The following is a 26,964-nucleotide window of genomic DNA, read 5'->3' as shown; positions in this document are numbered from 1 at the left end:
TGGCAAGGTTTTAAGCCGCAACCTGTTTGAGCTGCGCGACGCTAGCGCGCAGCGAGTTTTGCGGCGCCTTGCCAAGCGCTGGACGGACGGGGTTTCGCGGCGATCGGGCGCGCGCGGGTTGCTAGGGGCGAAGCAAGACTCGCCCCTAGCTCGTCCGGCGGGCGAAACCGCCGGTTCACCGCCTGCGCCAGCAGGCCATGCCTGAGGTTCAGGAAAGCCCCCAACCTACCCGCGCGGCGGACCGCGCATTCCATCATCACGGCGCAGCCGCATAAAACCAAGCTAGTCAGGACGGCGAAACAGTCGGCTATCCGCCTGCGACTGCAGGCTAGACGCAAGCCGATCAATATACCCGTCATGGTATTGGCTCATGCACAATTATCCACAATGCTTCAGGGTACATACCCCCAGCAAGCTAGAAGCGCACAGATAAACCAATTTGTTGCACGCCGATGCAATGCCGCGCGCCAAAGTACCAGCCCGCGGCACTGCGTAGTACCATTCTTACACCGATCTTCGCCACAAAACGGCGCCTAGTATCGGCTGCTGGCGGCTTCGCCCGCCGATTTCCTCGCATTGATCATTGCGCGTCAATCAAGCCGTATTGCACGCCATGATTGCCAAAAAGAAGAATTAGACATCATGAAACTCACAACTACCCTTGCCCTGATCGCCACCGTGCTCATCACCGGCTGCGCCTCCGTGGATATGGCGCCGAAAGCCGATTCGGAGCAGGCCAAAACCTTTAAAGCCCCTAGCGCAGGCAAAGCGGGGATTTATGTCTATCGCAATAGCAGCTTTGGCGCAGCGCTGAAAAAGAGCCTGTGGGTAGACGGCCAATGCTTGGGTGAATCCGCGCCACATGTGTTCTTTTATACCGAAGTCGACGGCGGTAAAACGCATAAAATTGATACCGAATCAGAGTTTTCGGCCAATACGCTGGAGTTGACCTCTGAAGCCGGCAAACACTATTTTGTTCGCCAATACATCAAGATGGGCGTTTTTGTCGGTGGCGCGGGGCTGGAGCAAATTCCTGAAGAACAAGGCAAGGCTGATGTGGCACAGCTGAATCTGGCCAAGACAGGTAAATGCAGCCCTAAACAGTAATCGGCGGCTACGCTACGCACATCCCCAAAACCGCCCGCTGTGGCGGTTTTTCTTTGCCTGCCAAGCGGGCCCTGCCTTGGCCTGGCCTCGCGCTTGGCGAGCGCCCCACTGCCCTGTGCGCAGCCTAACAATCTGACTATTCCTTGCGCATAATCATTTGCTAATACTGTCAGTCCTTGGCAAAATTCCGGCTCTTTTCTTTCTTCAACACCAAGTTATACCCATCATGTCGAGTAAAAAAGTAGTTTTGACTGCCAGCCTCTTGAGCGCCATGCTAACTGCCTGCGGTGGTGCAGGTGGTGATGCCATCACACCAGCCAACACCCCGACACCAACCGCCGCGCCGACCGCAACGCCAGCACCCGTGACAGCCCAAGGCATCTGGAAAGAGAGCCATACCGATGCAAGCAACGGTAATTCGCTGGAAGAAACAGCAGCGGTGCTGCTGGAAAACGGGACAGCCATTACTCTGGCCTGGAGCAATGGCACGCTGAATGATCTGAATATCACCAACTATAACTACGCGAACCAAAGCCTTTCGTTCTCATCCACCTTTGAAGCCGACCCGCTCGCCAGCATGACATTAAGTAGCCTCAGCCTCAGCGGGGCGGTATCGAGCCAGGGCTTAACACTCCGTGAAACAGGCGCTAGCTCGGGCCTGACCTTGAATGCGGTGGGCAGCACCCCAGCAAAAATCAGCGATGTGGTCGGCACCTACACTGGCAAAAGCTATGCAGGCGCTGGGACAACCTATCTGAATGTCCCCGATGGCTTTAAAGTGCTGAGCGACGGATCGATTGTTGATAATGCGGTCACCAGCTGCCGCTTTAGCGGTCAACTGACCCCAAGCACCAAAATGAATGCATTCACTTTCACCTTAACGTTTAATCCCAGCGGTTGTGTGCTCAACGGCCAAACAGTGACCGGTATTGCCTTTAAAGAGCCATTCCGCAATAAACTGGTGGCCTTTGGCGCCAATGCGACCAAAACTCAAGGCCTGTATTTCGAAGGTAGCAAGTAATGCCCCCGGCCGGCTGATCTGCCGGCCACAGCTACAGCTGGTTACATCTGGCCACCCCACCGCGCTTGCACCCCCTTCAAGGCAGGGAAATAATCAAGATTCCCTCTCGCTCTGGAGTCGTCATGTACCAGCTGTTTATCGCCAATAAACTGTATTCATCCTGGTCACTGCGACCTTGGCTGCTACTGAAAACCCTGCAGATTCCCTTTACCGAAACGCTAGTGCTGTTTGGGGCGGGTGATCGCCAACTACAATTTCTGCGATTCTCGCCCACGGGCAAAGTGCCTTGCCTGCAAGCCGGCACGCAAACCGTGTGGGATTCGCTGGCGATTATCGAATATCTGGCAGAACGCCATCCCGGCGTATGGCCGGCGGACGAAGCGGCGCGCACTTGGGCACGCTGTGCTGCGGCCGAAATGCATTCCGGTTTTGGCGCCCTGCGCCAGCAATGTGGCATGCATTGCGGTTTGATTATCGAGCGCTATACGCTGGATGAAGCTTTGCAGCGCGATCTGGACCGCATCGCGGCCTTGTGGCAAGAGGGCCTTAGCCGCTTTGGTGGGCCATTTCTGGCTGGGGATCAATTCAGCGCGGTGGATGCGTTTTTTGCGCCTGTGGCGATCCGGGTGCGTGCTTATCAATTACCACTACCGAGCGCTGCAGCGGCCTACGCCGAGCGTTTGCTGGCCTTGCCGGCGCTACAGCAATGGCTCAACGAGGCACTGGCCGAGCCCTGGACAGAAGAAAGCCACGAAACCGAAATCCGCGCCACCGGTCGCGTGGTGCGCGATTTACGCACCAACTAACATGCCGTACTGGCGCCCAGCAACAGCCTACGCGCGCTGGCTGGGCCTCGCCTCAGTCGTCGCGCCATGGGCTTTCTATCATTGGCAAACGCTCCGCTTTAGCCAGCAACTGGCGGCGCAAGGCGGCAAAGGCTGCGGCCTTCTGCTGTTGGGCGCCCTCGTCTGTAGCGCAAGCTTGGCCTTGCTCTGCTCGGCCAGTGCAGTGTTTTTGTTCTGGCGGGCAAAGGGGCAGGAAAGACGAAATCGGGCCTGGATTTTAGAATTGATCGCGCTGGGCTGGGCCTGCTGGGTGGGCTTGGGGATGGGTGCGCTGGCGCTGGTTTACTAAGCCAACATCGCCAATACCCGCATGGGTATACCATTACAAACCAATATCAATAAGGCATTTTCGGACATACCCTCAAAGCTAAACTCGTATTGTCATTCATCGTGTTTGCCCCAATAGCCCAGCCGGCGCTGGGGTCGCATGATGTAGAGCATGACCTACCTTGAGGATTGCCATGTTTAGCACCGACGCCCGTAGCCTCACCCCCGATTACCCCGCGCTGGCGCGACAGCTAGCCAGCTTGCTGGCCGGCGAGCGCGATTTTGTGACCAATGCGGCGCAGTTTTCGGCGTTTGTATTTCAAACCTTGGCCGAGCTCAATTGGGCAGGGTTTTATCTGGCGGTGGATAAGCAATTGCGACTCGGGCCGTTTCAGGGGCAGGTGGCGTGTGTGCATATCCCGTTTGGCCGTGGGGTATGTGGCACCGCCGTAGCGACGCGCCAAACCCAGCTGGTGCCCGATGTAGAGGCTTTCCCCGGCCATATCGCTTGCGATAGCGCTTCGCGCGCCGAGATTGTCTTGCCGGTAGAGGCCGATGGCGTCTTGTGGGGCGTATTTGATGTGGATAGCCCGGTGTTAAACCGCTTTAGCCCCGCCGACGCGGATGGCCTGCAGATGCTACTGGCGGTGTTGATCGCCCACACTGATCCACCGCGGCTTTAAATAACCATATCAGTTTTGTGGTTAAGTAATGTACTGCACTGCGTTTTGATTGACGCCACATGCCATTGGCTTACAATCACGGCGGTTTTTTCCATTTAGCTCATCATGTCTTTGCGCCGCTTCCGCTCAAGTAGTGTTGCCTGCCTCGCCTTCTTGGCGATGGTGATGCAATTGCTGCTGCCGTTTGCGCACGCGGCGCAAATGGAAAGTCGCGACGCGGCCTTCCGTGATCTGGTGATCTGTCGTACAGCGCCCGTCGATTCATCCGGCAACGCACCTGCAGCCCCGTTCAAAATGGGAGTCATGCAGTGCCCGGTGTGTCTGGCTGGGGCTTTCCACCTGTTGGCGCCGCCACCTGCGCCGTCGGTTTTGCCGCCTGTTCAAGAGCACAGCAGCTGGTTCCGACTGCTGGAACAGCACGGCGCTTTTATACCGACCCCTTCATATACCCTCCCCCTGAGTCACGCCCCACCCATTGATTTGGTTTGATTAGCTAGACATACCCCCACCAAACCTCTCATTGGATGAATGTGTAATGCATAAGAAATTGCGCTTGGGCGCGGCATTGCTGTGCCTGTCTATCTCGGCTCTGGCTCACGAATATCGCGCGGGCGAGCTGGAAATCAAACACCCGTGGGCACGCGAAACCGTGGCCACCGCCACGACCGACGGTGTCTTCATGGTCATTCACAGCGCGGCAGATGATCAGCTGCTGAGCGCCAGTACCCCCATCGCCAGCAAAACCGAGCTGCACGAAATGCGGATGAACAACGGTGTGATGCAAATGCGGCAGATCGAAACGCTGCCCCTGCCCAAGGGCAGTGTCACCAAGCTGATTCCGGGCAGCTTTCACCTGATGCTCTTTGGCGTGCAGCAGCCGCTGAAAGCTGGCAGCCGTTTTCCACTGACGCTGAATTTTGCCAAGGCGGGTAGCGTCAAGGTGGACATCAAGGTCGAAGACGCCCAATACCACGTTTCTCCAGCCGAACACCAAGGTCACTAATCCGCCGCTGCGCGCCTGACCTCACCGAATGTGCCCAGCTGCCATGCAGCTGCGCCAAGTGGGTTGGCACGGCCGCCATTAGGCGGGCCTGTGTTCGCCGGTGGCCGTTGCGGCCCGATTTCCACCACGGTCTTTTCTCTTGCCCATGCAAGCCAGACCGTGCATTGATGAGTCGATTAAATGATGAAAAAAACTACACTTGCAGTCTCACTGGGCCTGATCGCTTTGCTCTCAGCTTGCGGTGGAGCCGGCGACACAGCGCCTGTTGCCACCCCAACGCCCGTACCAACCGCAGCCCCTACACCGGCACCCCAGGCCGTGAATATCCAGTTTGTGGCCAAGGCGGGCACCGAAGCCGTGAAATGCGGCACGCCAATCACCAGCCTGGGCAATCCAAGCACTGCGGCCCAGCTGCAAGATTTGCGCCTGTATCTATCCAATGTGGTGCTGCTAACCGCAGATAACCGCGAAGTGCCACTGAAACTGGCCAGCAATGAATGGCAAAACAGCGAAGTCGCGCTGATCGATCTGGAAGATGGCACCGGCAGTTGTAGCGGTGGCACCAGCGCCACCAATGCCAAAGTCAGTGGTGAAGTGCCAGCGGGCAGCTACACCGGGCTGAAAATGACGGTTGGTGTACCAAGCAGCCTGAACCATACCGATTACGCGACGGCCAGCGCCCCGATGAATGTGCAAGCCATGGCTTGGTCATGGCAGTCGGGCCGTAAATTCGCCAAGATCGAAGTCACCGATCCACAAGGCGTCGCTGGCAGCTGGACCGCCAAAACCTTTATGGTGCACTTGGGCTCGACCGGTTGTACCGGTAACCCGGCTACTGGCGCCACCACCACGTGTACCAGCAGCAACCGCATGGATGTGAAGCTCAGCAGTTTTAATCCCGCCACCCAAAACGTGGTGATTGATCTGCAGACGCTACTGGCGACATCCAATGTGATGATCAATGGTGGCGGCGCCCCTGGCTGCATGTCTGGTAAAACCGATCCAGAGTGCCCAGCGATCTTCAGTGCACTGAAAATTGATCTGAACGCCGGCACCAGCATCAATGGTGGCGATGGCCAGCAATTGTTCCGGGTGGAAGCGAAATAACCATGATGCAGCGAGCACTTATCCGTACGCTCGCTGCACTGACCGGGGCCGTGGCCCTGGTCAGTTGTGGCGGTGGCGGCGAAACCAAAATCACCGAGGTGATTCCGAATTCCGGCAGCTTTAGCTGGGCACTGCCGGCCTTTTTCCCTGCCCCGAAAGTACCGGCCGATAATCCCATGAGCGCCGCCAAGGTCGAGCTGGGGCGGCACCTTTTTTATGATGTGCGTTTATCTGGCAACGGCACACAATCGTGCGCTAGCTGTCACCAGCAGGACAAGGCCTTTACCGATGGCCGCGCGGTGTCGGTGGGCTCAACGGGCGAGCTGACGGCACGCAATGCACAAGGCCTAGCCAATGTGGTGTATAGCCCGACCCTCACTTGGGCGAATCCGGCCCTGGTGTCACTAGAACGGCAAATGGAAGTACCACTATTTGGCGAGCACCCGGTGGAAATGGGCATTAATGATGCGAATAAAGCCACCGTACTAGCCCGTTTCAGTAGCAATAGCGATTATCAGGCCAAGTTTAAAGCTGCTTATCCAGGCGAAGCCGAGCCTGTGAGCTGGATTAACCTCATTCGCGCGATTGCCAGTTTTCAGCGTTCGATTTTGTCGGGCAATAGCCGCTATGACCAATATCTGGCGGGCAAGGCTAGTTTTAATGATGCCGAGTTGCGCGGCATGAATCTGTTTAATGGCGAAAAAGCCGAATGTTTCCACTGCCACGGCAGTTTCAACTTTAACGACCAGATCATTCACGCGGCCTCAACCCAGGTAGAAACCCCATTTCACAATTCGGGCCTCTACAACATCGATGGTCACGGCGCTTACCCCGAACCCAATCGCGGCGTGTTCGAATTAAGCGGCTTGCTGCGCAATATGGGGCAATTTCGCGCGCCCAGCTTGCGCAATGTCGCGGTGACTGCACCGTATATGCACGACGGCAGCATCGCCACACTGGAAGAGGTCGTCGCCACTTATGCCGCAGGCGGACGCAATATTCTCACTGGCCCACATGCCGGCGATGGACGCGCCAACCCGTACAAAGATCCACTCATCAACAATATTTCTCTCACGCCACAAGAAGTCGCCGACTTGGTGGCTTTTCTGAAGACCCTGACCGATGACACGCTACTTACCAACCCAAAACTGGCCAATCCGTTTACTCAGCCTGCTCAGCCTTAGCCTAGCCAGCCTAAGCTGGGCCCATGATAGTGAGCACGGCACAATTCCCGCAGAACCCGGCTGGCAACTCGGTGCGGCACTGGGCGTGGCCTATAGCGATGCACAATATCCGGCCCAGCCTGTATCTGGTGTGCTCGGCACGGGGGATGTGCCGCACGATGGCCAAGGCTGGCGTCTGGAGCACGGCGCAGTCAATGCCGGAGTGCGGATCAATGACTGGCTGGGCGCTGAAGTTGGCGTGGGCTGGCATGATCAGGATGAAATGCATTGGGAAAGCGCCTGGCTGCAAATCGAGCCGCACTGGCAAGGGCAAGACCTCACCCTGGGCCTTGGCCGCAATAGCGTCCCGATCGGCGCAGTGTGGCAGCAAGCCGGCCATCTGGATCGTTTTATGCTCATGCCACTGGTGAAGCAGGCCTTTTTGGGCGGCGACTGGATTGCCAATGGCGGGCAGCTAAGCTGGCGCGGCGACACGGGTAGCTGGCACAGTGGCATCACCCTGAGTGCCTGGCGGCAAACGGAATATCCACTGGGCCAAGAGAGCGGCACCTTCCCGGTACTGCAATTGGAAACCCGCAATGCCGATTGGCAAATCAGCGTCTTTGCCAGCCGCCTGAGCAGCACTCAGCGACAAAGCAGCGCACAGCAAACCAGCGCCGGCCACAGCCATGACAGCAGCAGCTGTGCGCCGGTCAAACGCAATGTGGTCTGCTATGCCGGCGATACCGATCTGCTGGGCGCCAGCCTCGCCTGGCAAAGCCCATGGCCAGCACTGAGTATCCGCGCCGCAGGCGCTTGGCGTCAGGAGCGTGGCACCTTGCGCTCCAGCACCAGCGAAGCGGCCTACGACAGCCGCAGCTGGGGAGGCTGGCTAGAGCCACGCTGGCAGTTCACGCCGCAATGGGAAATCGCCGCCCGCTATGAATGGCTGCAAGGCAATAATGAGCTGCGCGGCTACGCGGCCCAATTGCTGGCCCAACAGGCGCGGCTCAGCCCCAATGAGGGTGGCGAACGCTATAGCCTGATGCTGGGCTGGCGCCCGCACCGCAGCACGCTGATTGCGCTAGAGGCTGGGCAGGAACAGCACCACGGGCAAGACAACCGCTATCTGGCGCTACGTGCCAGCTGGCAATTGGCGGATCTCTGGCACGGTAGCTGGTAAGCACAGCGTAGCATCGGCACGACCTGTGGGCCTGACGGCTTGCCAAAGCTCGTCAGGCGGGCGCAAGCTGTTAGACCTACAGGGAGAGCATGATGGATCATGTACGTTTGGTCGATTTCCCCGGCGCGCTGTTGCACGGCATCGATCTGATCACCACCCGGCGCGAGGGGCGCTGTTTTCGCGATATTCCGCGCGCCTGGCAGCGCGCCATCGAGAACGGTAGCCTGATTGGCCTACCGCACCGGGTGAGCAGCCCGCTGCCACTGTTTGGCGTGGTGCATGATCTGTCGTGCGTGGCGGAGCAGTTTCATTATCTGCTCGGCGCCGAAGTGAGCGCGCAGGCGCCGGCAGCGCCTGCCGGCTATCGTGCCCTGCAATTACCCGCCGGGCGCTATGCGGTGTGGCAAACCGAGCCCCCGACCGAAGCGGGCGAGCTCACCAGTGCGATTATGGCGGGCTGGGAAGGCCTGACGGCATGGCTGCCCAGCCAGCAATTACAACGCGCGGCCGGCCCGGATTTTGAGTTTTACGATGCGCGCTTTGATACGGCAGGCACGCTGGAATTATGGCTGCCGGTTGAGCCGCTGCTTAGCTAGCCCGTGGCGAGCAGCCGCCAAACATTAGCAAACCGACCATCACCAGGGTATAAGGCCCTAAGCCTTGATTCATAGAGCCTTTCAGAATATACCGCCAGGTGTATGGTTGGCCATTCCGGCGTGGCGCTGCCCATTCAGCCATTTTTCGCCCGCCGGCGCTTTGCCCCTATCGCCAGCGCCCGAGCTTACGCCTACAATGCGCGCACAGCGGTGCAGTGGCGCTGCGTTTTACTGATCTGATTGCTGATGTCTGCCCAATCCCGTTTTGTTGTGCTCGATAGCTTCCGCGGCCTGTGCGCCCTGTCGGTGGTGCTGTTTCATATCCATATCTGGCAAAGCCCCGCGCAGTGGGGCTACTTTCGCTCTGCCGGGCTATTGGTGGAATTTTTCTTCGTCTTAAGCGGTTTTGTCCTCGCCCATCGCTATACCCGCCGCCCGCTGCGCTGGCGGGAATGGGGCGATTTTATGCTCAGCCGTTCCTGCCGTATTTTGCCGCTGCATCTGGCGATGTTCGCGTTGATTTGCAGCCTGCTGTATCTGCGCCCGCTGCTGTACGACGCGCCTTGGCAGCAGCTGGACGAGCTGTTCTGGAGCCGGGAGATGGTCGAGCAAGGGCTGTATAACTTGTTCCTGGTGCACGCCTGGCTGCCGCAGGGGTTGCTGTTCTCGTTCAACGGGCCGGCCTGGAGCATCAGTATCGAATACTACTTATATGTACTGTTTGCGCTGGTGTTATGCCTGAGCGGCCAGCGCCAACGGTGGTGGTTTGCCGCCATGGTCGTGTGTTGCAGCATAGGCGCGTGGATTTTACCCACCCAAGTGGCCACCAGCCCGGGGCTGCGCGGCTTAAGCTGCTTCTTTCTCGGCGCCTTGCTGCATGGCCTGCAGCAGCGGCTAGCGCCCATCCCGCTGCGCCGCTCGCTGGCTACCGCGCTGGAAGCGACCATGCTGCTCGGTTTGTTCGCGATGATCACCTTTAATTATCCACACAAAAGCTTTTGGGCCGGCTGGGGCTTTGCGCTGGCGATTCTGGTATTTGCCAGCGAGCGCGGGCAGATTTCCAGCTGGCTGCGCCACCCGTGGCTGGTGCGGCTGGGCGAGTGGTCGTATTCGGTCTATCTCACGCATTTTGTGCTCCTGTTTGGCGTGGGCATGCTGATCAGCCGCTATCTGCCCCACTGGGATTGGGAAAACCGCGGCGTGGCCTTTTGGCATACTGGTAGCTGGCTGGGCAATCAAGTATTGCTGCTGGCGCTGGTGGCCGGGATTTTGCTGTTTTCCAGCTACACCCATCGCTGGATTGAACAGCCCGGCATTGCACTGGGTAAACGCTTGCGTCGCCGCCAAGCCAGCACCAGCGGCGAATTAGCCATGGCCGCTAGCCGCGCCTAATTAAGGCCGATACGCCATCGGGTATCTATCCACAGACCAATCATTTAAAGCCTCGCAAGCAGATACCCCGCCAGCACTTTATGACATTTAGCTTCCCCCGCCTCAATGCGGGGGAATTGCATTTAATTCGCCCAATTAATTGAATAATTAATCAAAAAAACTTGGCAAATCAGTGCATCATCATTTAATAATTTAGATTGCACTACGCTTTCAATTCATGGCATTTCTGTGTCATACACAGATTAATTCTGGTATAAAGCCACCATGCCCTACGCCATTCACGCTTATTTGCCTATGCGCACGCCCACACCCGGTTTTGCCCGTCGATTATCTGTCAGTTTGGCCCTGATCGGCCTGCTGACCCCTGCTGCACATGCCCTCACCTTGGGCGATCTGGAATTGCAATCCTATGTGGGACAGCCCTTTCGCGGCGCCGTCAGCTACAAGGTCAGCCCGGGCGAGCAGCTGCATCTGGATTGCCTGACCCTCACCCAACCGACCAATGATTTACCCGGGCTACCCGCACCACAGGTGAATGTGATTGCCCGCGGCGAAAGTCAGGGCATTATTCAGATCAGCACGCATCAGCTGATCGGGGAGCCCACCGTGGCATTTGGGCTGCGGGTGGAATGCAATGGCATGCAATTATCACGCGCGTTTACGGCTTTTCTGAATGTCGCCCCACAGGTCGAACCGAGCACGGCCCAAGCGCGTGCCCCACAAATGCCACGCAGCGAGCGCAGCTTCAAACCGGTTAATCCGGCCCCAGCCGAGCTACCAAGCCGTGACCCACAAACCTTGATCAGTAAAAAGCCGACCACGCTGGCCGAGCTGACCAAGCGCTATTACCCAATTGGCACCCCGCAATATCCGCGCTATTTGAATAAGCTAATCAGCGCCAACCCGCAATTTGGCGCCGACACGCCAATTGCGGCGGGCACGCCAGTGCTTATTCCCGACAAACTACGCTCAACCCGCAAAACCGCGCCCCCCGTGGCCAAAATGGAAACGGGCCAATTACGTCTGGATGGGGCCGAGCCCTTAGCGCCGGCCAAGACTAAACCCGTGAGCGGAGCCGAATACACGCGGGAACTGGAACAACGAGTCGCCCAACTCACCGAGCTGCAAGGCAAAATGCAGCTGGAAATCACCCAACTGAATCAGCGGCTGGCACAGATCAACCCGACCTCGGCAAGCCCAGCCCCGCTCATGGCCAGCGCGCCAGCAAATGCTACGGCTAGCCTAGCCGCCAGCAACGCCGAGACAATCGCAAGTGCCAGCACCAGCGTAGCGGCTACAACCACGAACAGCGCCACGAGCGCCCCGCAAGTCGCCAGTGCCGTGCGCCATACCGAGGCGCCAGCACAAGATACCGGCTTCTGGCTGTGGGGCGGCTTTGGTTTGGCCGCGCTAGCGCTCGCCGGGGTGGCGGGCCTGAAATGGCAACGCCGCCGGCAAGAGAGCCAAACCAATTGGCATGACGACAATCTGAGCCAGCATATGGCTAGCCAATATCAAGTGCGCCCGGTGGCAGGGCTACAAAGTGAAGCTTTGTCCCGCCACACCATGCTGTCGATGCTGCACCCAGGCGGCACGCCCAATGCGCATGGGATCGAAGTGCAGGAAGAGCTAGAAAACGATCTGGCCAAAGCACAGCTACTGATCGCCAAAGGTGAAACACTAGAGGCGATCGATCTGTTGTATCGCCTGATTGATGAAGACCCTAGCGATATCGAGCGCTGGCTGATGCTGTTCCGCCTGTTCCGCCAGCAAGGCATGAAAACCGAATACGCGCAGCTGGCGCAAAATCTGCGCGCCATCAGCCCGGATGATGCGGACTGGGAATTAGTGCGGAACATTGGTGCCAAACTCGACCCGGAAAACCCGCTGTATATCCGCCTGCCCGATGCACAGCCTGATCCGCGCCAAGCACTGAAACAGCTGGGTGGCATGGGCGCTGCGATCGCCGCGGCGCAATCGGCCGCCAGCGCACATCAGGAAAGCGCCGAGCTGGATCTTGATCTGCGCGCCCCGATGAGCCCGGAAGCCTCGCTGATGTCGACGATGGCCGAAGCCGTTCAAGCCATTCCGCCGCAGTATGGCTCTTTACTGAAACCGGAATTCACGCCTTCGCCAGCCGAACATAAAGTGGATTTACCCCCGCTACAGCCCAGCGAGGCGCCGCAGGATCTCTCGCCACTGGAAATCCAGCTGGCGGATTACCAGATCGAGGAAGTGAGCGTCGAGCCGATCGTTGAGGTCGATAAGCTGCCGGAAGATCAGCCTTATGGCGGCGAGTCGATCGATTTTGAGCTCAGCCCGCCTGATCTGCCCTCGGCGGATAAAAAAGCCTAAACCGCACCCTCGTCCACGGACGAGGGCTTTTTGTGCCATCTGCCGCGCATGGTAGACTCTGCGCATTTCTTTGCTCAGTCAGAAGGTTGCCAGATGCCCGCTCCGCAGAAGATCGTGATCGCCACCCGGGAAAGCCCGCTTGCCTTGTGGCAGGCAGAACACGTGAAAAGCTGGCTAGAACAGACTTATCCACAACTGGAAGTGCAGCTCCTGGGCATGACCACCCAGGGCGACCGCATTCTCGACGTCACGCTCAACAAAATTGGCGGCAAAGGCCTGTTTGTGAAGGAGCTGGAGCAAGCGCTCTTGGATGGCCGGGCCGATCTGGCCGTACACTCGATGAAAGATGTGCCCATGGTCTTGCCGGAGGGTTTTACGCTGGCGGCGATTGGCGAGCGCGAAGACCCGCGCGATGCGTTTGTCTCCAATCGCTATGCCAGCCTCGATGACTTGCCGGCAGGTGCCGTGGTTGGCACATCCAGTCTGCGCCGGGAAAGCCAGCTGCGCCTGCGTTATCCACAGCTCACCATCAAACCGCTGCGCGGCAATGTCAACACCCGTCTGCGCAAGCTCGATGATGGCGAATTCGATGCCATTATTCTGGCCGCGGCCGGCCTGAAACGCTTGGGCCTTGGGGCGCGGATTCGCGCGGAGCTCAGCCCCGAAGTCAGCCTGCCGGCCCCCGGCCAAGGCGCGCTAGGGCTGGAAATTCGGGCGGATCGGGCCGATCTGGCCACGCTGTTGGCACCATTTAATCATCCGGCCACGGCGGCCGCGGTGACGGCCGAGCGCTCGCTGTCACGCCGGCTCAATGGCTCCTGCCAGATTCCGCTGGCGGCGTATGCCACGCATGATGACGGCTTCCTGCGTTTGCGCGGCTTTATTGCCCTGCCCGATGGTAGCCAGTCGGTAAGCGCCGAATCCAATGGCTCGTTTGCCGCCGCCGATGGCTTGGGCCGCACCGTGGCCGATTTGCTTTGCACCGAAGGCGCACGGGCGATTTTGAAACAGCTGGCACATGACTAAAGCCCTGGCCGGCCGCCGCCTGTGGATCACCAGACCCGCAGGCCAAGCCGCGGTGCTGGCGCAGGCCTTGGCTGCCGCCGGCGCCGACACCCTGCTGTGGCCCCTGCTCGAGATTGTGCCCCCCAGCGACGCCGCACCACTCGATGCCGCGCTACGTAATCTGGCGCAGTTTCAACTGGCGGTGTTTGTGAGCCCGTCGGCACTCGATTGTGTCTTTGAGCGCCTGCAGCATTTACAGCTCAGCTGGCCAGCCGAGCTGCCCGCTGCGGTCGTGGGCCCCGGCAGCGCCCGCCGCGCTCAAGAGCTAGGCATCAGCGCCATCATCTGTCCCGCACAGCAATTTGATAGCGAGGGCCTGTTGGCCGAGCCAGCCCTGCAGAATCTCGCCGGCCAGGCGGTCGTGCTGTTTCGCGGGCATGGCGGGCGTGAACTTTTGCCCGTAGCCCTAGCCGAACGCGGGGCGCAGCTGCACGCAATCAGCGCTTATCAGCGGCAAGGCGTGCGCTGGCCAGAGGCCGAACTCTTGACACAATTGGCCGCCGGCTGCGATGGTGTCATTGTGTCCAGCTCGGAAGCTGCACAACATTTGTTCGCCATTGGTGGAGAGGCAACGCAGCACCAGCTACAATCAAGACAGTATTTCGCCCCGCATCCGCGCATTGTGGCGGCCCTGCAAGCCCACGGTGCCCAGCGGGTGGAACTGACTGCCGCTGGTGATCTGGGCATCACCACTTCGATTTGCCAGCACTTTAGCCACGAATAAAACACCGCTTATGAGCCAAGATCAGAATCCCGATTCACTCAGCGCCGCACTGACAGTACCCCCCCGCCGTACGCTGCCGCAGCCCGCACTGGTGCTTGCTGTGGGCGCCATACTGGCTAGTGGTGCTTTGTGGTTATACCAACTCAATGCCATGGAGCAGCTCAAGGGCGATCTGGCCAGCCAGCTGGCCAATAACCAGAAACTGCAGCAAGAGCTGAAAACCAATCAGCAGCAAATGGCCACCCTGCAACAGCAAATGCAAGCGCAGCTCACCGCGCAGGGTAATCAGCTGGCCGAATCAGCCAGCCGGCAAGAGTCGCTCGCCACCATGTACGATGCGCTGTCGCGCACCGAATCGATTCACACCCTGGCCGAGCTGGAGCAGATGCTCACCTTCGCCAGCCAGCAGTTGCAGCTCTCCGGCGACGTGAATCTGGCCCTGACTGGCCTGAGCAACATCGACCAGCAATTGGCTCGGCTGAATCGCCCGGAGCTGATCAGCGTGCGCCAGGCGATTACCCGCGATATGGATACGCTGAAAGCCACGCCGTATCTCGATGTGGTGGGCATTACCGCCAAACTCGACAGCCTGATCAGCAAAGTGGATCAATGGCCGCTGATCATCGACGATGGGCACGATCAACCGCATAAAGCGGGCCCGGCACCGCAAGGTGAAAGCAGCGCAGAACGGCTGGTGCGCGAGCTGTGGCATGAATTTAAGCAATTGATCCAGATTCGCCGGATGGATAAGCCCGAAGCCGCCCTGCTCACCCCGGAGCAAGCATTTTTCCTGCGGGAAAACCTGAAACTGCGGCTACTGAGTGCGCGCTCGGCCCTGCTGCAGCGGAATGAAACCAGCTTCCGTACCGACATCGCAGCGGTGAAAGGCTATGTGCAAAACTACTTCGACCGGCAAATGCCCGCCACCGCTGGCGCGCTGCAAGTGTTGGCGCAGCTGGAAGCCCAGCAGCTCAACATCACCGCACCGGATCTGAGCGCCAGCCTGACTGCCGTCCGCAGCGCCCGCACCACCGCGGAAAGGGTGAAACCATGAAGCTGCTGCTCTGGCTGATTAGCCTTTTTGCCATTGCAGTTGGGCTGACCATGTTTGCCCAGCTCAATACCGGTTATGCGCTGATTTTCCTGCCGCCTTGGCGCATGGAAATTTCGCTGAATGTGTTTGTGGTGCTGTTGCTGCTCAGTATGATCGGCGTGTATTTGCTGGTGCAAATGGGCGTTGAATTGCTCGGTCTGCCAGCGCGGGTGCGCCGCTATCAGGCGGCCCAAGCCAAAGAAGCAGCGGTCAAACTCGAACGCGATGCTCGCATTGCGTTTTTTGAAGGTCGCTTTCAGCGCGCCGCCAAACTGGCCGCTGAAGCGATGGCCAATAGCAGCGAAGACGATACCTTCGCCGTGAATGGTCTGCTTGCCGCCCGCGCCGCGCACGCCATGCGTGATTTCACCCTGCGTGATCAACATCTGGAGCAGCTCAAAGCCCGCCTCGGCCATGAGCATCTCGCCACCCTGATGACCAAAGGTGAATTGCTGCTGGACGAGCGCCGCTACAGCGAAGCCGCCCAGGCCTTGGCCGCCGCCCGTGAGCTGGCGCCCAAACTGACCAACGCACTGAAACTGGAGCTACGCCTGCGCCAGCGCGAGCAAAACCCGGAAGCCGTGCTCAAGCTGGTGGAACAACTGGCGAAAAGCGAGGCATTGGATGAAGAACAGGCCGGCCATATTCGGGTGGCCGCGCAACTGCAACTGTTGCGCCAGCATCCAATGACGCCGGTCGAGCTGAAAGAATGGTGGAAAAAGCTGCCGAGCAGCGATCAGCATCATCCGCAGCTGGCCCAAGCCGCGGCCCAGCGCTACATCGAGCAGGAAGCACCGGAGCTGGCCAAAGAGACGCTGGAAAAAGCACTGGATGCCGACTGGAACAGCGAATTGCTGCCGGCCTATAGCCAGCTGAAATTAGCGCTGCCCGTGCAAATGGCCCAGCTGCAAAAAGCCGAAGAATGGCTCAAAGCGCACCCGCGCGACGAACAGCTGCTGCTCGCCTTGGGGCGGCTGTGCCGCAAGCGCGAATTGTGGGGCAAGGCGCAAAGCTATTTTGAAGCCAGCATTGCCGTGAACCCAACCGCCACCGCGCACGCCGAACTGGCCGAATTACTCGGCCAGCTAGAGCGCAATGACGATGCCGCCCAGCATTACCGTGCGGCCTTGGCGCTGGCGCTGCAGGCTTGAACCTGCCATCCGCAATAAAAAAGCCCGCAGATGCGGGCTTTTTTCATGACTTGGCGTGGTCTTGCTGTGCCTGTTCGGCTTGGTCAAGCTTGATCCAGTCAAACGGATTTTGGCCTTTCATCCGCTCGGCCAGCGGGGTTTGCTGGTTTTTGCGTGGTTCAACCTGCTTGGGTTGAGTCAGTTCTTTTGTCTCGGCCACCGGTATTACCTCCCAAATTGATGAATGCCATTGATCGTCAACTTGTCTGATGACGTTGCTCTGCTTTTTGTCAGCCACTGATTGAATGAGAGACAGCTCACAGGCGAATAGCAGACGGTAAGGTAACAGCTCATTGTTACAAATAGTTGAATTTTTGATGACAAGTTTTCATGGCAACAGTAAAAAGCCTCATACCGTATCACGGTATGAGGCTCTAGCACTGATCCATCAATTCACAGCGGGCAATACCCCCGCCAAACTAGGACTTTCCCTAGTTTAATTGCGCTGGCCAGCAGTAAGCTCGTCCAGCATCAAGCCTTGCGCCGAACGCTCCTTGCCGCCGCGCGCCAATTTACGGCGATAGCGGCCATCCGACAGCATTTCCCATGCCTGCGTATTGTCGACCAGGAATGGTCTTAAGCTCTCGCGAATCACGCGGCGCTTCACTTTCGGGCTCAGTACCGGGAAGGCGATCTCGATGCGGCGGAACAGATTACGCCCCATCCAGTCGGCACTCGACAAATACACATCTTCGGCGCCATCGTTAAAGAAGTAATACACGCGGTGATGCTCAAGGAAGCGGCCCACAATCGAGCGCACGCGGATGTTTTCCGAAATACCCGGCAAACCTGGGCGCAGCGCGCACACGCCACGCACCACCAAGTGAATCGTCACCCCCGCGCCGGATGCCTCATACAGCTTATCGATAATCGTCGGCTCCAGCAGCGCATTCATCTTGGCGATGATCACGGCTTTTTTGCCCGCTTTCGCGTGGGCGATTTCGCGGTCGATGGCACTGATGAACTTACTATGCAAGGTAAACGGCGCTTGCCACAGCTGATGATGATCACCCGCGAGGCCTAGGCCGGTGAGCTGCATAAAGACATCATTCACATCGCTGGTGATTTCGCGATTAGCAGTAAACAGGCCAAAGTCGGTGTAGAGCTTGGCCGTGCGCGGGTGGTAGTTCCCCGTGCCAACGTGGGCGTAGCGTTTGAGCAGCCCTTCTTCACGCCGCACAATCAACAACATCTTGGCGTGGGTTTTGTAGCCATACACCCCGTACACCACGTGGGCGCCGGCGCGTTCCAGCTTGGCCGCCCAGTTGATATTGGCTTCTTCATCAAAACGGGCCATCAGCTCGACCACTACGGTCACTTCTTTACCGCGCGCGGCCGCCTCTTGCAGCGCATCCATCAATACCGAATCGCTACCGGTACGGTAAACAGTCATCTTGATCGCTACCACGGCCGGATCGCGCGCGGCTTGCTGCAGCAGATCGACCACCGGGGTAAAACTCTGATACGGGTGGTGCAGCAGAATATCGCCATGGCGAATCGCCGCGAAATAATCGGGCTGTTTGCGCAGCTCTGGCGGCAGGCCGGGCATAAATGGCTGGTATTTCAGATCGGGGCGATCCACCTGATCGGGTACCTGCATCAGGCGCACCATATTTACGGGACCATTGACGCGGTACACATCGCAGTCTTGCAGATTAAATTGCTGCGAGAGGAAGTCTTGCACGTGTTTCGGGCAATTGTCGGCCACTTCCAGTCGCACGGCATCGCCGTAAGGGCGCTGCGAGAGCTCGCCCTCAATCGCGGCGCGCAAATCTTTGACGTCTTCGTCATCGACCGCAACGTCCGAGTCGCGCGTCACACGGAATTGATAGCAGCCCAGCACATGCATGCCAGCAAACAGCTCATCAATGTGCGCATGCATAATCGACGACAGGAAAACAAAGCCATGCTCGGTGCCGGCGATTTCGGCCGGCATCTTCACAAAGCGCGGCAAAATGCGCGGCGCTTGCACAATCGCAATCCCTGAATTGCGGCCAAAGGCATCACGGCCTTCCAGCTCTACCACGAAGTTCAGGATTTTGTTCGACAAGCGTGGGAACGGGTGCGATGGATCCAGCCCGATGGGGGTCAGAATCGGCATCAGCTCACGGAAGAAATAATCGCGCACCCATTCACGTTGGGCATCGTTCCACAGGCTGCGGCGGAAGAAGTAAATGCCTTCTTCTTCCAGCGCCGGGAAAATGGTTTCGCGCAGCAGGCGGTACTGGCGCTCAACCAGATCATGCGCCTCAACGCTCACCAGCTCGAACGCCTGATGTGGCGTCAGCCCTTCGGGCAGCAGGCGGGTTGGATTGTGGCGCATATTTTCTTTCAGCCAGGCAATCCGCACCTCGAAAAACTCATCGAGATTGCTTGAGACAATGCACAAGAATTTCAGCCGCTCCAGCAGTGGATTGCGTGCGTCCTCGGCTTGGGCCAGCACGCGTCGGTTGAATTCCAACAGGCCCAATTCACGATTGAGCATCAATTGATTGTCAGCGGGTTTGTACGTCATTGGCATTGCTCTTCTCGACGGTAAAAGACAAAACAGGCCGCATAATGCGGCCTGAATGTTGTTGCGGTATTACTGTGGGACGAAACCTTGAATTGCGTCGGCTCCTGAGCCCCAGAAATAATTTTCCAGCTGCTGCTGCAGGTAGCGGCGGGCGCTAGGATCAGCGAGGTTCAGGCGATTTTCGTTGATCAGCATGGTTTGGTGTTTTACCCACGCTTGCCATGCTTCTTTAGACACATGGTCGTAGAGCTTTTTACCCAGCTCGCCCGGCAATGGCGCGAAATCCAGACCTTCGGCTTCTCGACCCAGTTTGACACAGTTTACAGTGCGGCTCATTACACTACCCTCGATCATATGACATTAATGTTACATCGGGGTGACAAGTATTCACCCCATCCCGCATGCAGACTTAAACGTTGAACAAGAAGTTCAATACGTCACCATCTTTCACCACGTATTCCTTGCCCTCGGCGCGCATTTTGCCGGCTTCTTTGGCACCCTGTTCACCCTTGTACTGGATGAAATCATCAAACGCGATGGTTTGCGCACGGATAAAACCACGCTCGAAATCGGTGTGGATCACGCCAGCGGCTTGCGGGGCGGTGTCGCCTTTGTGGATCGTCCAGGCGCGCACTTCTTTCACCCCAGCGGTGAAGTAGGTTTGCAGGCCCAGCAGATCATAGCCGGCGCGAATCAGGCGATTCAGGCCTGGCTCTTCCAGCCCCAGAGATTCGAGGAACTCAACCTTGTCGGCATCATCCAGCTCGGCGATTTCGCTCTCAATGGCAGCACACACGGCCACCACTGGCGCGCCTTCGGCTTGCGCGTGAGCGGTCACTTTATCCAAGAGCGGATTATTGCTAAAGCCGTCTTCTGCCACATTGGCCACGTACATGGCAGGCTTGATGGTCAGCAGACACAGTGATTTGATCGCCAGCTTTTCTTCGGCGCTCAGATCGGCCGAACGGGCGGGTTTGCCTTCATTCAGGTGTGGCAGCAGTTTTTCCAGCACTTTGATCTGGGCGATGGCGTCTTTATCGCCGGCTTTGGCTTTTTTGCCTTCGCGCTGAATGGCTTTTTCCACCGTATTCAGATCGGCCAGCGCCAATTCGGTGCCGATCACAATGATGTCGTCGATCGGATCAATCCGGCCGGCCACATGCACGATGTTATCGTTTTCAAAACAGCGCACCACATTCACGATGGCGTCGGTTTCGCGGATATTGGCCAAGAACTGATTGCCCAAGCCTTCACCTTTCGAGGCGCCAGCAACCAGACCGGCAATGTCGACAAACTCAACGATGGCTGGCTGGATTTTCTGTGGATTAACGATCTTGGACAATTCAGCCAAGCGCGGATCCGGTACTTCGACGATGCCAACATTCGGCTCGATGGTACAAAACGGATAATTGGCCGCTTCGATACCGGCCTTGGTCAGGGCATTAAACAGCGTGGATTTACCCACATTCGGCAAGCCGACAATACCGCACTTGAGGCTCATAACATCCTTGCACGGCGGACAAAGCGCCGTTTTATCAAATCAAAACGCCATTTTACCCCAAGCCGCCCGCCCGTGCAGCCAACGGCGGGCGAATGCAAAAAAGCCGCCCGAAGGCGGCTTGCTAAGCGGTTCGTTGGCCGGCTTAATGCAGGCGATGTTGCTTGCTGGCGCTGATTTGCTGATTGCGGAAGAAATCGCGGATTTCCAGCACCATTTCGGGCAATTGCTCGGCGATCTGGTTGTCGTGCGATACCAGATCAATGCCTTCGCGCTGCATATCTTCGCGCATTTCTTCGTCCGAGCCGCTCATGATGGCCATGAACATAAACTGGCCTTCTTCTTCATCCAGCAAAGGCTGCCATTGCTCTTCAGCCAGGCCCGCGCCGTAACAGAAGCCCAGGCTCCATTCTTCGATGCTGGAATGCTCTTGCGTGTCGTCTTCCCAATACAGCATGGGCTCGTAAGTGGATGGATCTTGCGCCAGCTCGTCGGCGATCTGGTTATACAGGCGCATGACCAGATCAATCATTTTATCGGCTTCGGGCAGGGCAAAGATCACGGCTTCGGGTTTATCCCAAATTTGCGCCATCCATTCATTGGGCATCACTTGCGCCGGGCCGATCAGAATGGCGGTGAGATAGCCATGCAACATCGACAGCGACATGGCATCTTTGCCCACCGCATCCGAGTATAAAAACTGATCCAGTTGATCGAGCTCTTCATCGGTGAGGGTTTGGTCCAGCATTTTGGCCATGATGTATATACCTGGAGTCTTTATTTGATAAGGTTTTCAAGGCAATACCCCGCAGGGTATCTGACTTGATGTGGTGTGTTCTCCATTATACGCATCTGCGTCGCCACACGCGTGAAAGCCACGCCGCAATGTGCATGGCTTTCAGCAACAAAAACAACAGCCGCATCCGCGGCTGTTGAAAAAATAAGGTCTGGCTACGGCTTAGTTGTCGGCAAGCACCGACAGCGTGAAGTCTTTGCTGCTATCGCCGGTCGAATTCGGCAACAAGCCACGCGCCACTACGGTGTAAATTTTGCCCGCATCAACGGTTACCGCGCCCGAGGTAAAGGCCGGCGCCGAGCTGGCTGCCGCACCAGCCGCGCGCAGTTTGAACACATAGCTGCCGCTTGGCACTTTCAGATAATCGGCCACCGCCGGGAAGGCCACATTGCTCAGCACCAGTGCATCGTTAGCGTAGACATCGACGGCTGGGGCATTCGGCGAGGCGTGTACCACCCGTACTTTAGCCTGCCCTGCAGGTGGCAAGCTGGCATCATCTTTGGCCACCAGATATTGCAGCGCTGGGCTACCCGCCGCCAAACCCATGGCGAAAACGGTGACGTTACTGGCCTTGGCCAATTGCAGACTGCCGGTTAAGGCCTGAGTGCTCGTGCCGGCCAGATTCAGTGCCACAGTGTAATTTGCCGCCGGTACAGTCAGATACGACGAAGCCGTAAAGAAAGGCACATTGCTCAAAATAGCGCTGCCATTGGCCAAGACATCCACGGCTGGGGCATCTGGTGAGGCGTGGACTACACGCAGTTTGGCATTCACATCCAGCACCTGAGTCACATTGCCCGAGCTCGCGCGGCTCACAAGCAACAGACTGATCGGTGCACTGCCGTTAGCTTGCGGCACCGCCACTGCCAGCAGATCATTCCCCGCGGCCACTGGCAGAGTGCCCGAATCAAAGACCACGGTTTTGCTGCCCGCGGCAGTGACCCGCACACGATAATCGGCCGGGGCTACTTCAAGCGCCGCAGAAACCCCTTTGAAAGCCACATTTGGAATCGTTGCAGCGGTGGTGGCCAGATCAGCCGCTGGGGTGGTGATATAGATATCCACCGCTGGCGCCGTAGCGGCACCATGCACTACGCGCAAACGTGCTTTGCCGGTAGCTGGTGCGGCTGACGCTTCGGTAATCACCAGTGGCTCGATCTTGGCCACTTCGTTCACGGCCACCACCGTAGTGAGTGTATCGGCTTTCAGATCGAGAGTGGCATTGATAACCCCAGTGCTGCTACCGGTTGGGGTGACTTTCACCGCGAGGGCGCCCGGATTAACCGTAAGCAAGCCACTGGCCGCCTGATAGGGCACATTGCTTAAGACTTTATTCCCACCAGCATACACATCCACATTGGGCGCATCCGGTGATGCATGAATGACGCGTAATTGGGCTTGTGCCGGCGGATGATCGGAGCCGCCACCACAGGCCACGAGTGAGGCACAGGCGGTAAGCAGCAACATCCATTGCGAGAGTGTTTTCATGACCTTCTCCAGGGTATTTCTGTGATTGATTTGACGCGAACAGACAAAACAACCAGCCGGCCGGACTGGAGCTCACAGAATAATACTGGAAAGTACCAATGTCTACTGATTAGTATCTTTTGCAACCAATCAGTATTAAGTCGCCCACAGCAACAAAAAAGCAGCCCGCAGGCTGCTTGTGTTTAGTGAAATGGAATCACGATCGGCGGCTCACTCGCGACCGGCTGTCGGTCATGACCAACCCCGGCAGGCGTTGGCATGGTACCGCCCCGCGTCAACGCTACACCGCTGATGGAACGGCTAAAAGCCAGGCGCAGATTGCCCCAGTCATCGTAATCACGCAGCGCAATGGAGCTGGCAGAAGTGCCGGAGCGAATATTGGCACTGACCGCACCGGTATCCAGATTACCGTTTTTATTCCAGTCGATATAGTTGCTAGCACTGCTACTACCGCGGCCCAATAGCGCGGTTTCCAGCAACCCTGTCTCTAGCAGATTGGCCGAGCTACCGTCTGAATAATCGAGAATAAAGTCGGTAGTACACGGGCCGGCATCTACTGGATTGCTGCCGCACAGGCTAACTCCACGCATGCCTTTATCGAAATACCAGCGCTGACCGGCATTTGCGCCCCGTGGATCTGGCGGCAAGCCCGCACTGCTGTAAAGATAATTCATGATGCTCAGATAATTCGGCTTACTGTTCTGATCTTCAAAACCACCATGCAGCAAGCCCAGATTGTGCCCCAGCTCATGCATCAGGGTACTGGCCTGAAGATTGATCAGCAAATTCGTACTAGCCGTATTCACTGTACTCAGCCCCAGCGAACCCAAGGTTAGATTAAAGTCATTACCATTCACTTCACCCAGACCTGCCGCCCCAGACGCCGCACCAGCCTGGTAACCAGAAATGGCATAGTGGAAAATCGGCGTGCGACGGGTATCGAAAGTCTTACTTTTCAGCACATTCACGCTGGCACAACTGCCACTTGGCTCGCCCAAATCGAGACAACGATTAAAGCTGAGCACCGATTGGCTATTGCCCAAGTTATACCCGGCGATATTCGGGCCGGCATCAATATGCAAACTAAAGCCCCGACGAGCAAAAGCAGCCACCACCTTATCCAAAGCTTCTTTGCGTGGCTTCACGCCCGGATCGCTACTCGACATGTAATCCAGTTCGAGGAAAATATCGCGCTGACCTGTACGCGCACCCATGCTGTATAAATCTAGGCCTGCAAAAGTCCCGCCCGCGACTTCGGCGCTATCCGGAATTCCATCGTTATCCGTGTCCGTGGCCGCCGCGGAAACATCATTCGGGCCATTCGGGGTAATGAAATTCACAGCCTGCCAATCACTGGCTAGATCAGTATCATTCGCAATGTTGGCCACTGGACGAACGATCGAATTTCCGTAGCCGTTAGGCAAAGCTGGCGCGGCACCAGGCGACAACCAAGCACTGCTCGGGTTAAATTTGGGTGCGGTCGTTGAAGTACCCATCCGTACAAAATCAACCGTGGCATTAAATGCGTTGCTCACTAACTCAACGAAGCCATTATTCCCCCAGTAGGGATAAAGGTTGGTAGTACCGACAAAGGCAATTTGCCGTGAGGACTGATCACTGCTATTCATTCGGGGGGCCACGACCAGATATCCGCGGGCCGCAATGGTTACCGCGGGTAGTGCAAATTCAGTAATCGCGCCAAAGTTGCTTGTGGTTCGCAACAGCACATTGCTCACATCCACTGGCACCGCATTCGGGTTGTAGATTTCCACCCAACCACTGCTGCTCACTTCGCTAATCAGCAGCGACTTAGCCCCCCATGAAGGCAGGTTCACGGCCACCGGCATCGGCTCTTCCGGCGAAACAGGATCAGCGGTAATCGTTGTCGAGCCTGGGGTCGGGGTTGGTGTGGATGAACCACCGCCACCGCCGCCCCCACCACACGCGCTCAAACCCAAAGCCAGCACCATTACCGCCCAACTTGTCCGCCACTGCATTGTGCTACTCCTCGCTGCTTTAAACAGGCTACAAATGAAAACACTCGGCAGAGCCGAGTGTGGTATATCTCTACACCGCAATCTTACTGCGGCCTTGCGCCAGATACCTCATTTTTTAGTGGGCCGTTGCCAATTCGCAATGCTTACCTGCTTCGCCCGCGCCACCGTCAATTGGCCCGCTGGTGCATCCTTGGTAAGCACCGAGCCTGCCGCCGTGGTGGCCTGCGCGCCAATGGTAATCGGCGCCACCAAGACATTGTTCGAGCCGATACGCACCTCGTCTTCGATCACGGTGCGGAATTTATTCACCCCGTCGTAATTGGCGGTGATAGTCCCAGCGCCAACGTTCACGCCAGCGCCCATGGTCGTATCGCCGATATACGACAAATGATTCACTTTACTGCCTTGTGCAATGGTCGATTTTTTAACTTCGACAAAGTTACCAATGTGCACCTCCGCCGCCAATTCGGCACCAGGGCGCAAGCGCGCATACGGGCCGATCAAACTCCCGGCGCCCACGGTGGCCTCTTCCAGATGGCAGAAAGGGTGAATCACTGCACCTGCTGCGATGCTCACGTTTTTCAGATAGCAATTCGCACCAATGCGCACGCCTTGGCCTAGTTCCACGCGGCCTTCAAACACGCAATTCACGTCAATGAAGACATCTTGGCCGTGTAGCACTTCACCACGAATATCGATCCGGGCAGGGTCGGCCAAACCGACGCCAGCCGTTAATAATTGCTTCGCCAATTCTTGCTGATGAATCCGCTCCAGCGCAGCCAATTGCAGCTTATTGTTTACCCCCTCGGCCTCCCAGTGCGCTGCAGGATGAACCGTCGCAATCTCAATCCCATCCCGCACGGCCAGTGCGATCAGATCGGTAGCGTAGTATTCGCCTTGGGCATTGTCATTTTTCAGCTCGGATAACCAGCCCGCCAGCTTCGCCGTGGGCAAGGCCATAATGCCGGTATTCATTTCCTTGATTGCGGCTTCGTCTGGCGTGCAATCTTTTTGCTCGACAATATGCGTAACCTGGCCAGCCCCATTGCGCACGATACGGCCATAGCCGGTAGCATCATCCAGAATATCGGTCAGAATCCCCAACTTGCCACCCTGGCTGGCGGCAAGCAATTGCTGCAGCGTCTGCAAGCGAGTAAGTGGCACATCGCCATACAGCATGAGGGTGACATCCCCCTGCAACTGTGGCACAGCCTGCGCCAGCGCATGTCCAGTACCCAATTGCTCGGCCTGCAGGGCAAAGCCCAAGTTCTGCCCGGCCAAAGCATTTTGCAGTTGTTCGCCGCCAAAACCATACACCACCACCAGCTGGGCCGGATCCAAGCCACGCGCCGTATCAATCACATGCTGCACCAGCGGTTTACCGGCCAAACTATGCAGCACTTTCGGCAAACTCGAGTACATGCGCGTACCTTTACCGGCAGCCAAGATCACCACATTCAATACGGAACTCATCAGATTTGATCCATAACTCAGTCAGAATAAGCGCTATTCTAAAGGCAATTAGATGACGATGCTGCAAGGTAAACGCTGTAAGTGCGATTAGCACAATCGATAACCAAAACTACGCCGTAGTTCCCAAGGATAGCCAAGGATACTCGCATGTATATGCCACAATCCCTTTAATTGAAAAGAACTTGGACATATACCCCCACTGCAAATCCATTCACAGCAGCCACGATTACAGTACTCCCTGCCTGAATGATCAAAGCCCAGCTGCGCTGGGCTTTGTTTTGGGGTTAGTTTTGCGCCGCTGACTTGGGCGCGGGCGGTTCGCTTTGTTGTTGTCTGTCGTGGATGTTGTGCGAGGCTTTGCTTTGCCGGTGTTCAGCGCTTTTCCACTTCCGCCGCGCAAAGC

26 protein-coding genes are annotated in these 26,964 nt (G+C 57.5%); 18 read left to right on the top strand and 8 right to left on the bottom strand.

The features are described 5' to 3' along the window. From L991_RS17780 to L991_RS12175, 18 genes are all read left to right on the top strand, one after another. Positions 1–205: hypothetical protein (locus L991_RS17780; RefSeq protein ID WP_231550550.1), on the top strand; the 205-nt coding region annotated here is incomplete at its 5' end. Positions 206–642: 437 nt separating this feature from the next. Beyond that, positions 643–1,107, top strand: coding sequence for a DUF2846 domain-containing protein (locus L991_RS12255; RefSeq protein ID WP_047395910.1), 465 nt, complete (start codon positions 643–645; stop codon positions 1,105–1,107). A gap of 226 nt (positions 1,108–1,333) precedes the next feature. Further along, positions 1,334–2,128 carry a hypothetical protein gene (locus tag L991_RS12250; RefSeq protein WP_047395881.1) on the top strand — a complete coding sequence of 265 codons (795 nt, stop codon included), beginning with the start codon at positions 1,334–1,336 and terminating at the stop codon, positions 2,126–2,128. Between the two features lie 122 nt (positions 2,129–2,250). Further along, positions 2,251–2,934 (top strand): glutathione S-transferase family protein, encoded by a 684-nt coding sequence (locus L991_RS12245; protein WP_047395878.1) that lies wholly within the window; start codon positions 2,251–2,253, stop codon positions 2,932–2,934. 1 nt (position 2,935) lies between these two features. Further along, positions 2,936–3,262, top strand: a complete 327-nt coding sequence (locus L991_RS12240) for a hypothetical protein (protein ID WP_047395875.1) — start codon at positions 2,936–2,938, stop codon at positions 3,260–3,262. Positions 3,263–3,434: 172 nt separating this feature from the next. Beyond that, on the top strand, positions 3,435–3,923 hold the full coding sequence (locus tag L991_RS12235) for a GAF domain-containing protein (RefSeq protein ID WP_047395873.1): 489 nt from the start codon (positions 3,435–3,437) through the stop codon (positions 3,921–3,923). A 105-nt stretch (positions 3,924–4,028) separates the two neighbouring features. Further along, positions 4,029–4,412 (top strand): DUF2946 family protein, encoded by a 384-nt coding sequence (locus tag L991_RS12230; RefSeq protein ID WP_047395872.1) that lies wholly within the window; start codon positions 4,029–4,031, stop codon positions 4,410–4,412. Positions 4,413–4,458: 46 nt separating this feature from the next. Further along, the gene (locus tag L991_RS12225) at positions 4,459–4,926 is read left to right on the top strand and encodes a copper chaperone PCu(A)C (RefSeq protein WP_047395861.1); all 468 of its coding nucleotides are present in this window, start codon (positions 4,459–4,461) and stop codon (positions 4,924–4,926) included. A gap of 180 nt (positions 4,927–5,106) precedes the next feature. Continuing rightward, the gene (locus L991_RS12220; protein ID WP_156129074.1) at positions 5,107–6,033 is read left to right on the top strand and encodes an MbnP family copper-binding protein; all 927 of its coding nucleotides are present in this window, start codon (positions 5,107–5,109) and stop codon (positions 6,031–6,033) included. 5 nt (positions 6,034–6,038) lie between these two features. After that, a complete protein-coding gene (locus tag L991_RS12215) occupies positions 6,039–7,217 on the top strand; it encodes a methanobactin export MATE transporter MbnM (RefSeq protein ID WP_231550549.1) in 1,179 nt (392 codons plus the stop codon). Further along, the gene (locus L991_RS12210) at positions 7,156–8,379 is read left to right on the top strand and encodes a hypothetical protein (RefSeq protein WP_052190849.1); all 1,224 of its coding nucleotides are present in this window, start codon (positions 7,156–7,158) and stop codon (positions 8,377–8,379) included. The genes L991_RS12215 and L991_RS12210 overlap by 62 nt, the downstream gene beginning before the upstream one ends. Before the next feature lie 92 nt (positions 8,380–8,471). Further along, entirely contained in the window at positions 8,472–8,975 is a 504-nt protein-coding gene (locus L991_RS12205) for a GyrI-like domain-containing protein (protein WP_047395855.1), read from the top strand. Between the two features lie 246 nt (positions 8,976–9,221). Beyond that, positions 9,222–10,367 (top strand): acyltransferase, encoded by a 1,146-nt coding sequence (locus L991_RS12200; RefSeq protein WP_052190848.1) that lies wholly within the window; start codon positions 9,222–9,224, stop codon positions 10,365–10,367. A gap of 264 nt (positions 10,368–10,631) precedes the next feature. Further along, positions 10,632–12,722: a hypothetical protein gene (locus L991_RS12195; protein ID WP_047395852.1), complete on the top strand. Its 2,091-nt coding sequence runs from the start codon at positions 10,632–10,634 to the stop codon at positions 12,720–12,722. Positions 12,723–12,815: 93 nt separating this feature from the next. Beyond that, positions 12,816–13,748 (top strand): hydroxymethylbilane synthase, encoded by a 933-nt coding sequence (hemC, locus tag L991_RS12190; protein ID WP_047395846.1) that lies wholly within the window; start codon positions 12,816–12,818, stop codon positions 13,746–13,748. Next, positions 13,741–14,511 carry a uroporphyrinogen-III synthase gene (locus L991_RS12185; protein WP_047395845.1) on the top strand — a complete coding sequence of 257 codons (771 nt, stop codon included), beginning with the start codon at positions 13,741–13,743 and terminating at the stop codon, positions 14,509–14,511. Before hemC ends, L991_RS12185 begins: the two co-directional genes overlap by 8 nt. Before the next feature lie 10 nt (positions 14,512–14,521). Next, on the top strand, positions 14,522–15,565 hold the full coding sequence (locus tag L991_RS12180; protein ID WP_028448370.1) for a uroporphyrinogen-III C-methyltransferase: 1,044 nt from the start codon (positions 14,522–14,524) through the stop codon (positions 15,563–15,565). Further along, positions 15,562–16,755 (top strand): heme biosynthesis HemY N-terminal domain-containing protein, encoded by a 1,194-nt coding sequence (locus L991_RS12175; RefSeq protein ID WP_047395842.1) that lies wholly within the window; start codon positions 15,562–15,564, stop codon positions 16,753–16,755. Before L991_RS12180 ends, L991_RS12175 begins: the two co-directional genes overlap by 4 nt. Before the next feature lie 43 nt (positions 16,756–16,798). Here L991_RS12175 and L991_RS17340 read toward each other — a convergent pair whose 3' ends face one another. From L991_RS17340 to glmU, 8 genes are all read right to left on the bottom strand, one after another. After that, the gene (locus tag L991_RS17340) at positions 16,799–16,954 is read right to left on the bottom strand and encodes a hypothetical protein (protein WP_156129073.1); all 156 of its coding nucleotides are present in this window, start codon (positions 16,952–16,954) and stop codon (positions 16,799–16,801) included. A 276-nt stretch (positions 16,955–17,230) separates the two neighbouring features. Next, positions 17,231–19,309 (bottom strand): polyphosphate kinase 1, encoded by a 2,079-nt coding sequence (gene ppk1 / locus L991_RS12170; protein ID WP_047395839.1) that lies wholly within the window; start codon positions 19,307–19,309, stop codon positions 17,231–17,233. A 69-nt stretch (positions 19,310–19,378) separates the two neighbouring features. After that, positions 19,379–19,645, bottom strand: coding sequence for an oxidative damage protection protein (locus L991_RS12165; protein ID WP_028448367.1), 267 nt, complete (start codon positions 19,643–19,645; stop codon positions 19,379–19,381). Positions 19,646–19,718: 73 nt separating this feature from the next. After that, on the bottom strand, positions 19,719–20,810 hold the full coding sequence (gene ychF, locus L991_RS12160) for a redox-regulated ATPase YchF (protein ID WP_028448366.1): 1,092 nt from the start codon (positions 20,808–20,810) through the stop codon (positions 19,719–19,721). A 142-nt stretch (positions 20,811–20,952) separates the two neighbouring features. Beyond that, the gene (locus L991_RS16600) at positions 20,953–21,564 is read right to left on the bottom strand and encodes a UPF0149 family protein (protein ID WP_028448365.1); all 612 of its coding nucleotides are present in this window, start codon (positions 21,562–21,564) and stop codon (positions 20,953–20,955) included. Positions 21,565–21,765: 201 nt separating this feature from the next. Continuing rightward, positions 21,766–23,091, bottom strand: a complete 1,326-nt coding sequence (locus tag L991_RS12150) for a DUF4397 domain-containing protein (protein WP_052190847.1) — start codon at positions 23,089–23,091, stop codon at positions 21,766–21,768. 182 nt (positions 23,092–23,273) lie between these two features. After that, positions 23,274–25,088, bottom strand: a complete 1,815-nt coding sequence (locus L991_RS12145; RefSeq protein WP_156129072.1) for a hypothetical protein — start codon at positions 25,086–25,088, stop codon at positions 23,274–23,276. Between the two features lie 108 nt (positions 25,089–25,196). Continuing rightward, a complete protein-coding gene (gene glmU / locus L991_RS12140) occupies positions 25,197–26,561 on the bottom strand; it encodes a bifunctional UDP-N-acetylglucosamine diphosphorylase/glucosamine-1-phosphate N-acetyltransferase GlmU (protein WP_197053881.1) in 1,365 nt (454 codons plus the stop codon). Positions 26,562–26,964 lie beyond the last annotated feature (403 nt).

The sequence above is a fragment of the Chitinibacter sp. ZOR0017 genome (assembly GCF_000799095.1).
GTDB lineage: Bacteria > Pseudomonadota > Gammaproteobacteria > Burkholderiales > Chitinibacteraceae > Chitinibacter > Chitinibacter tainanensis.
This window is presented reverse-complemented; position numbering and strand designations above follow the sequence as displayed.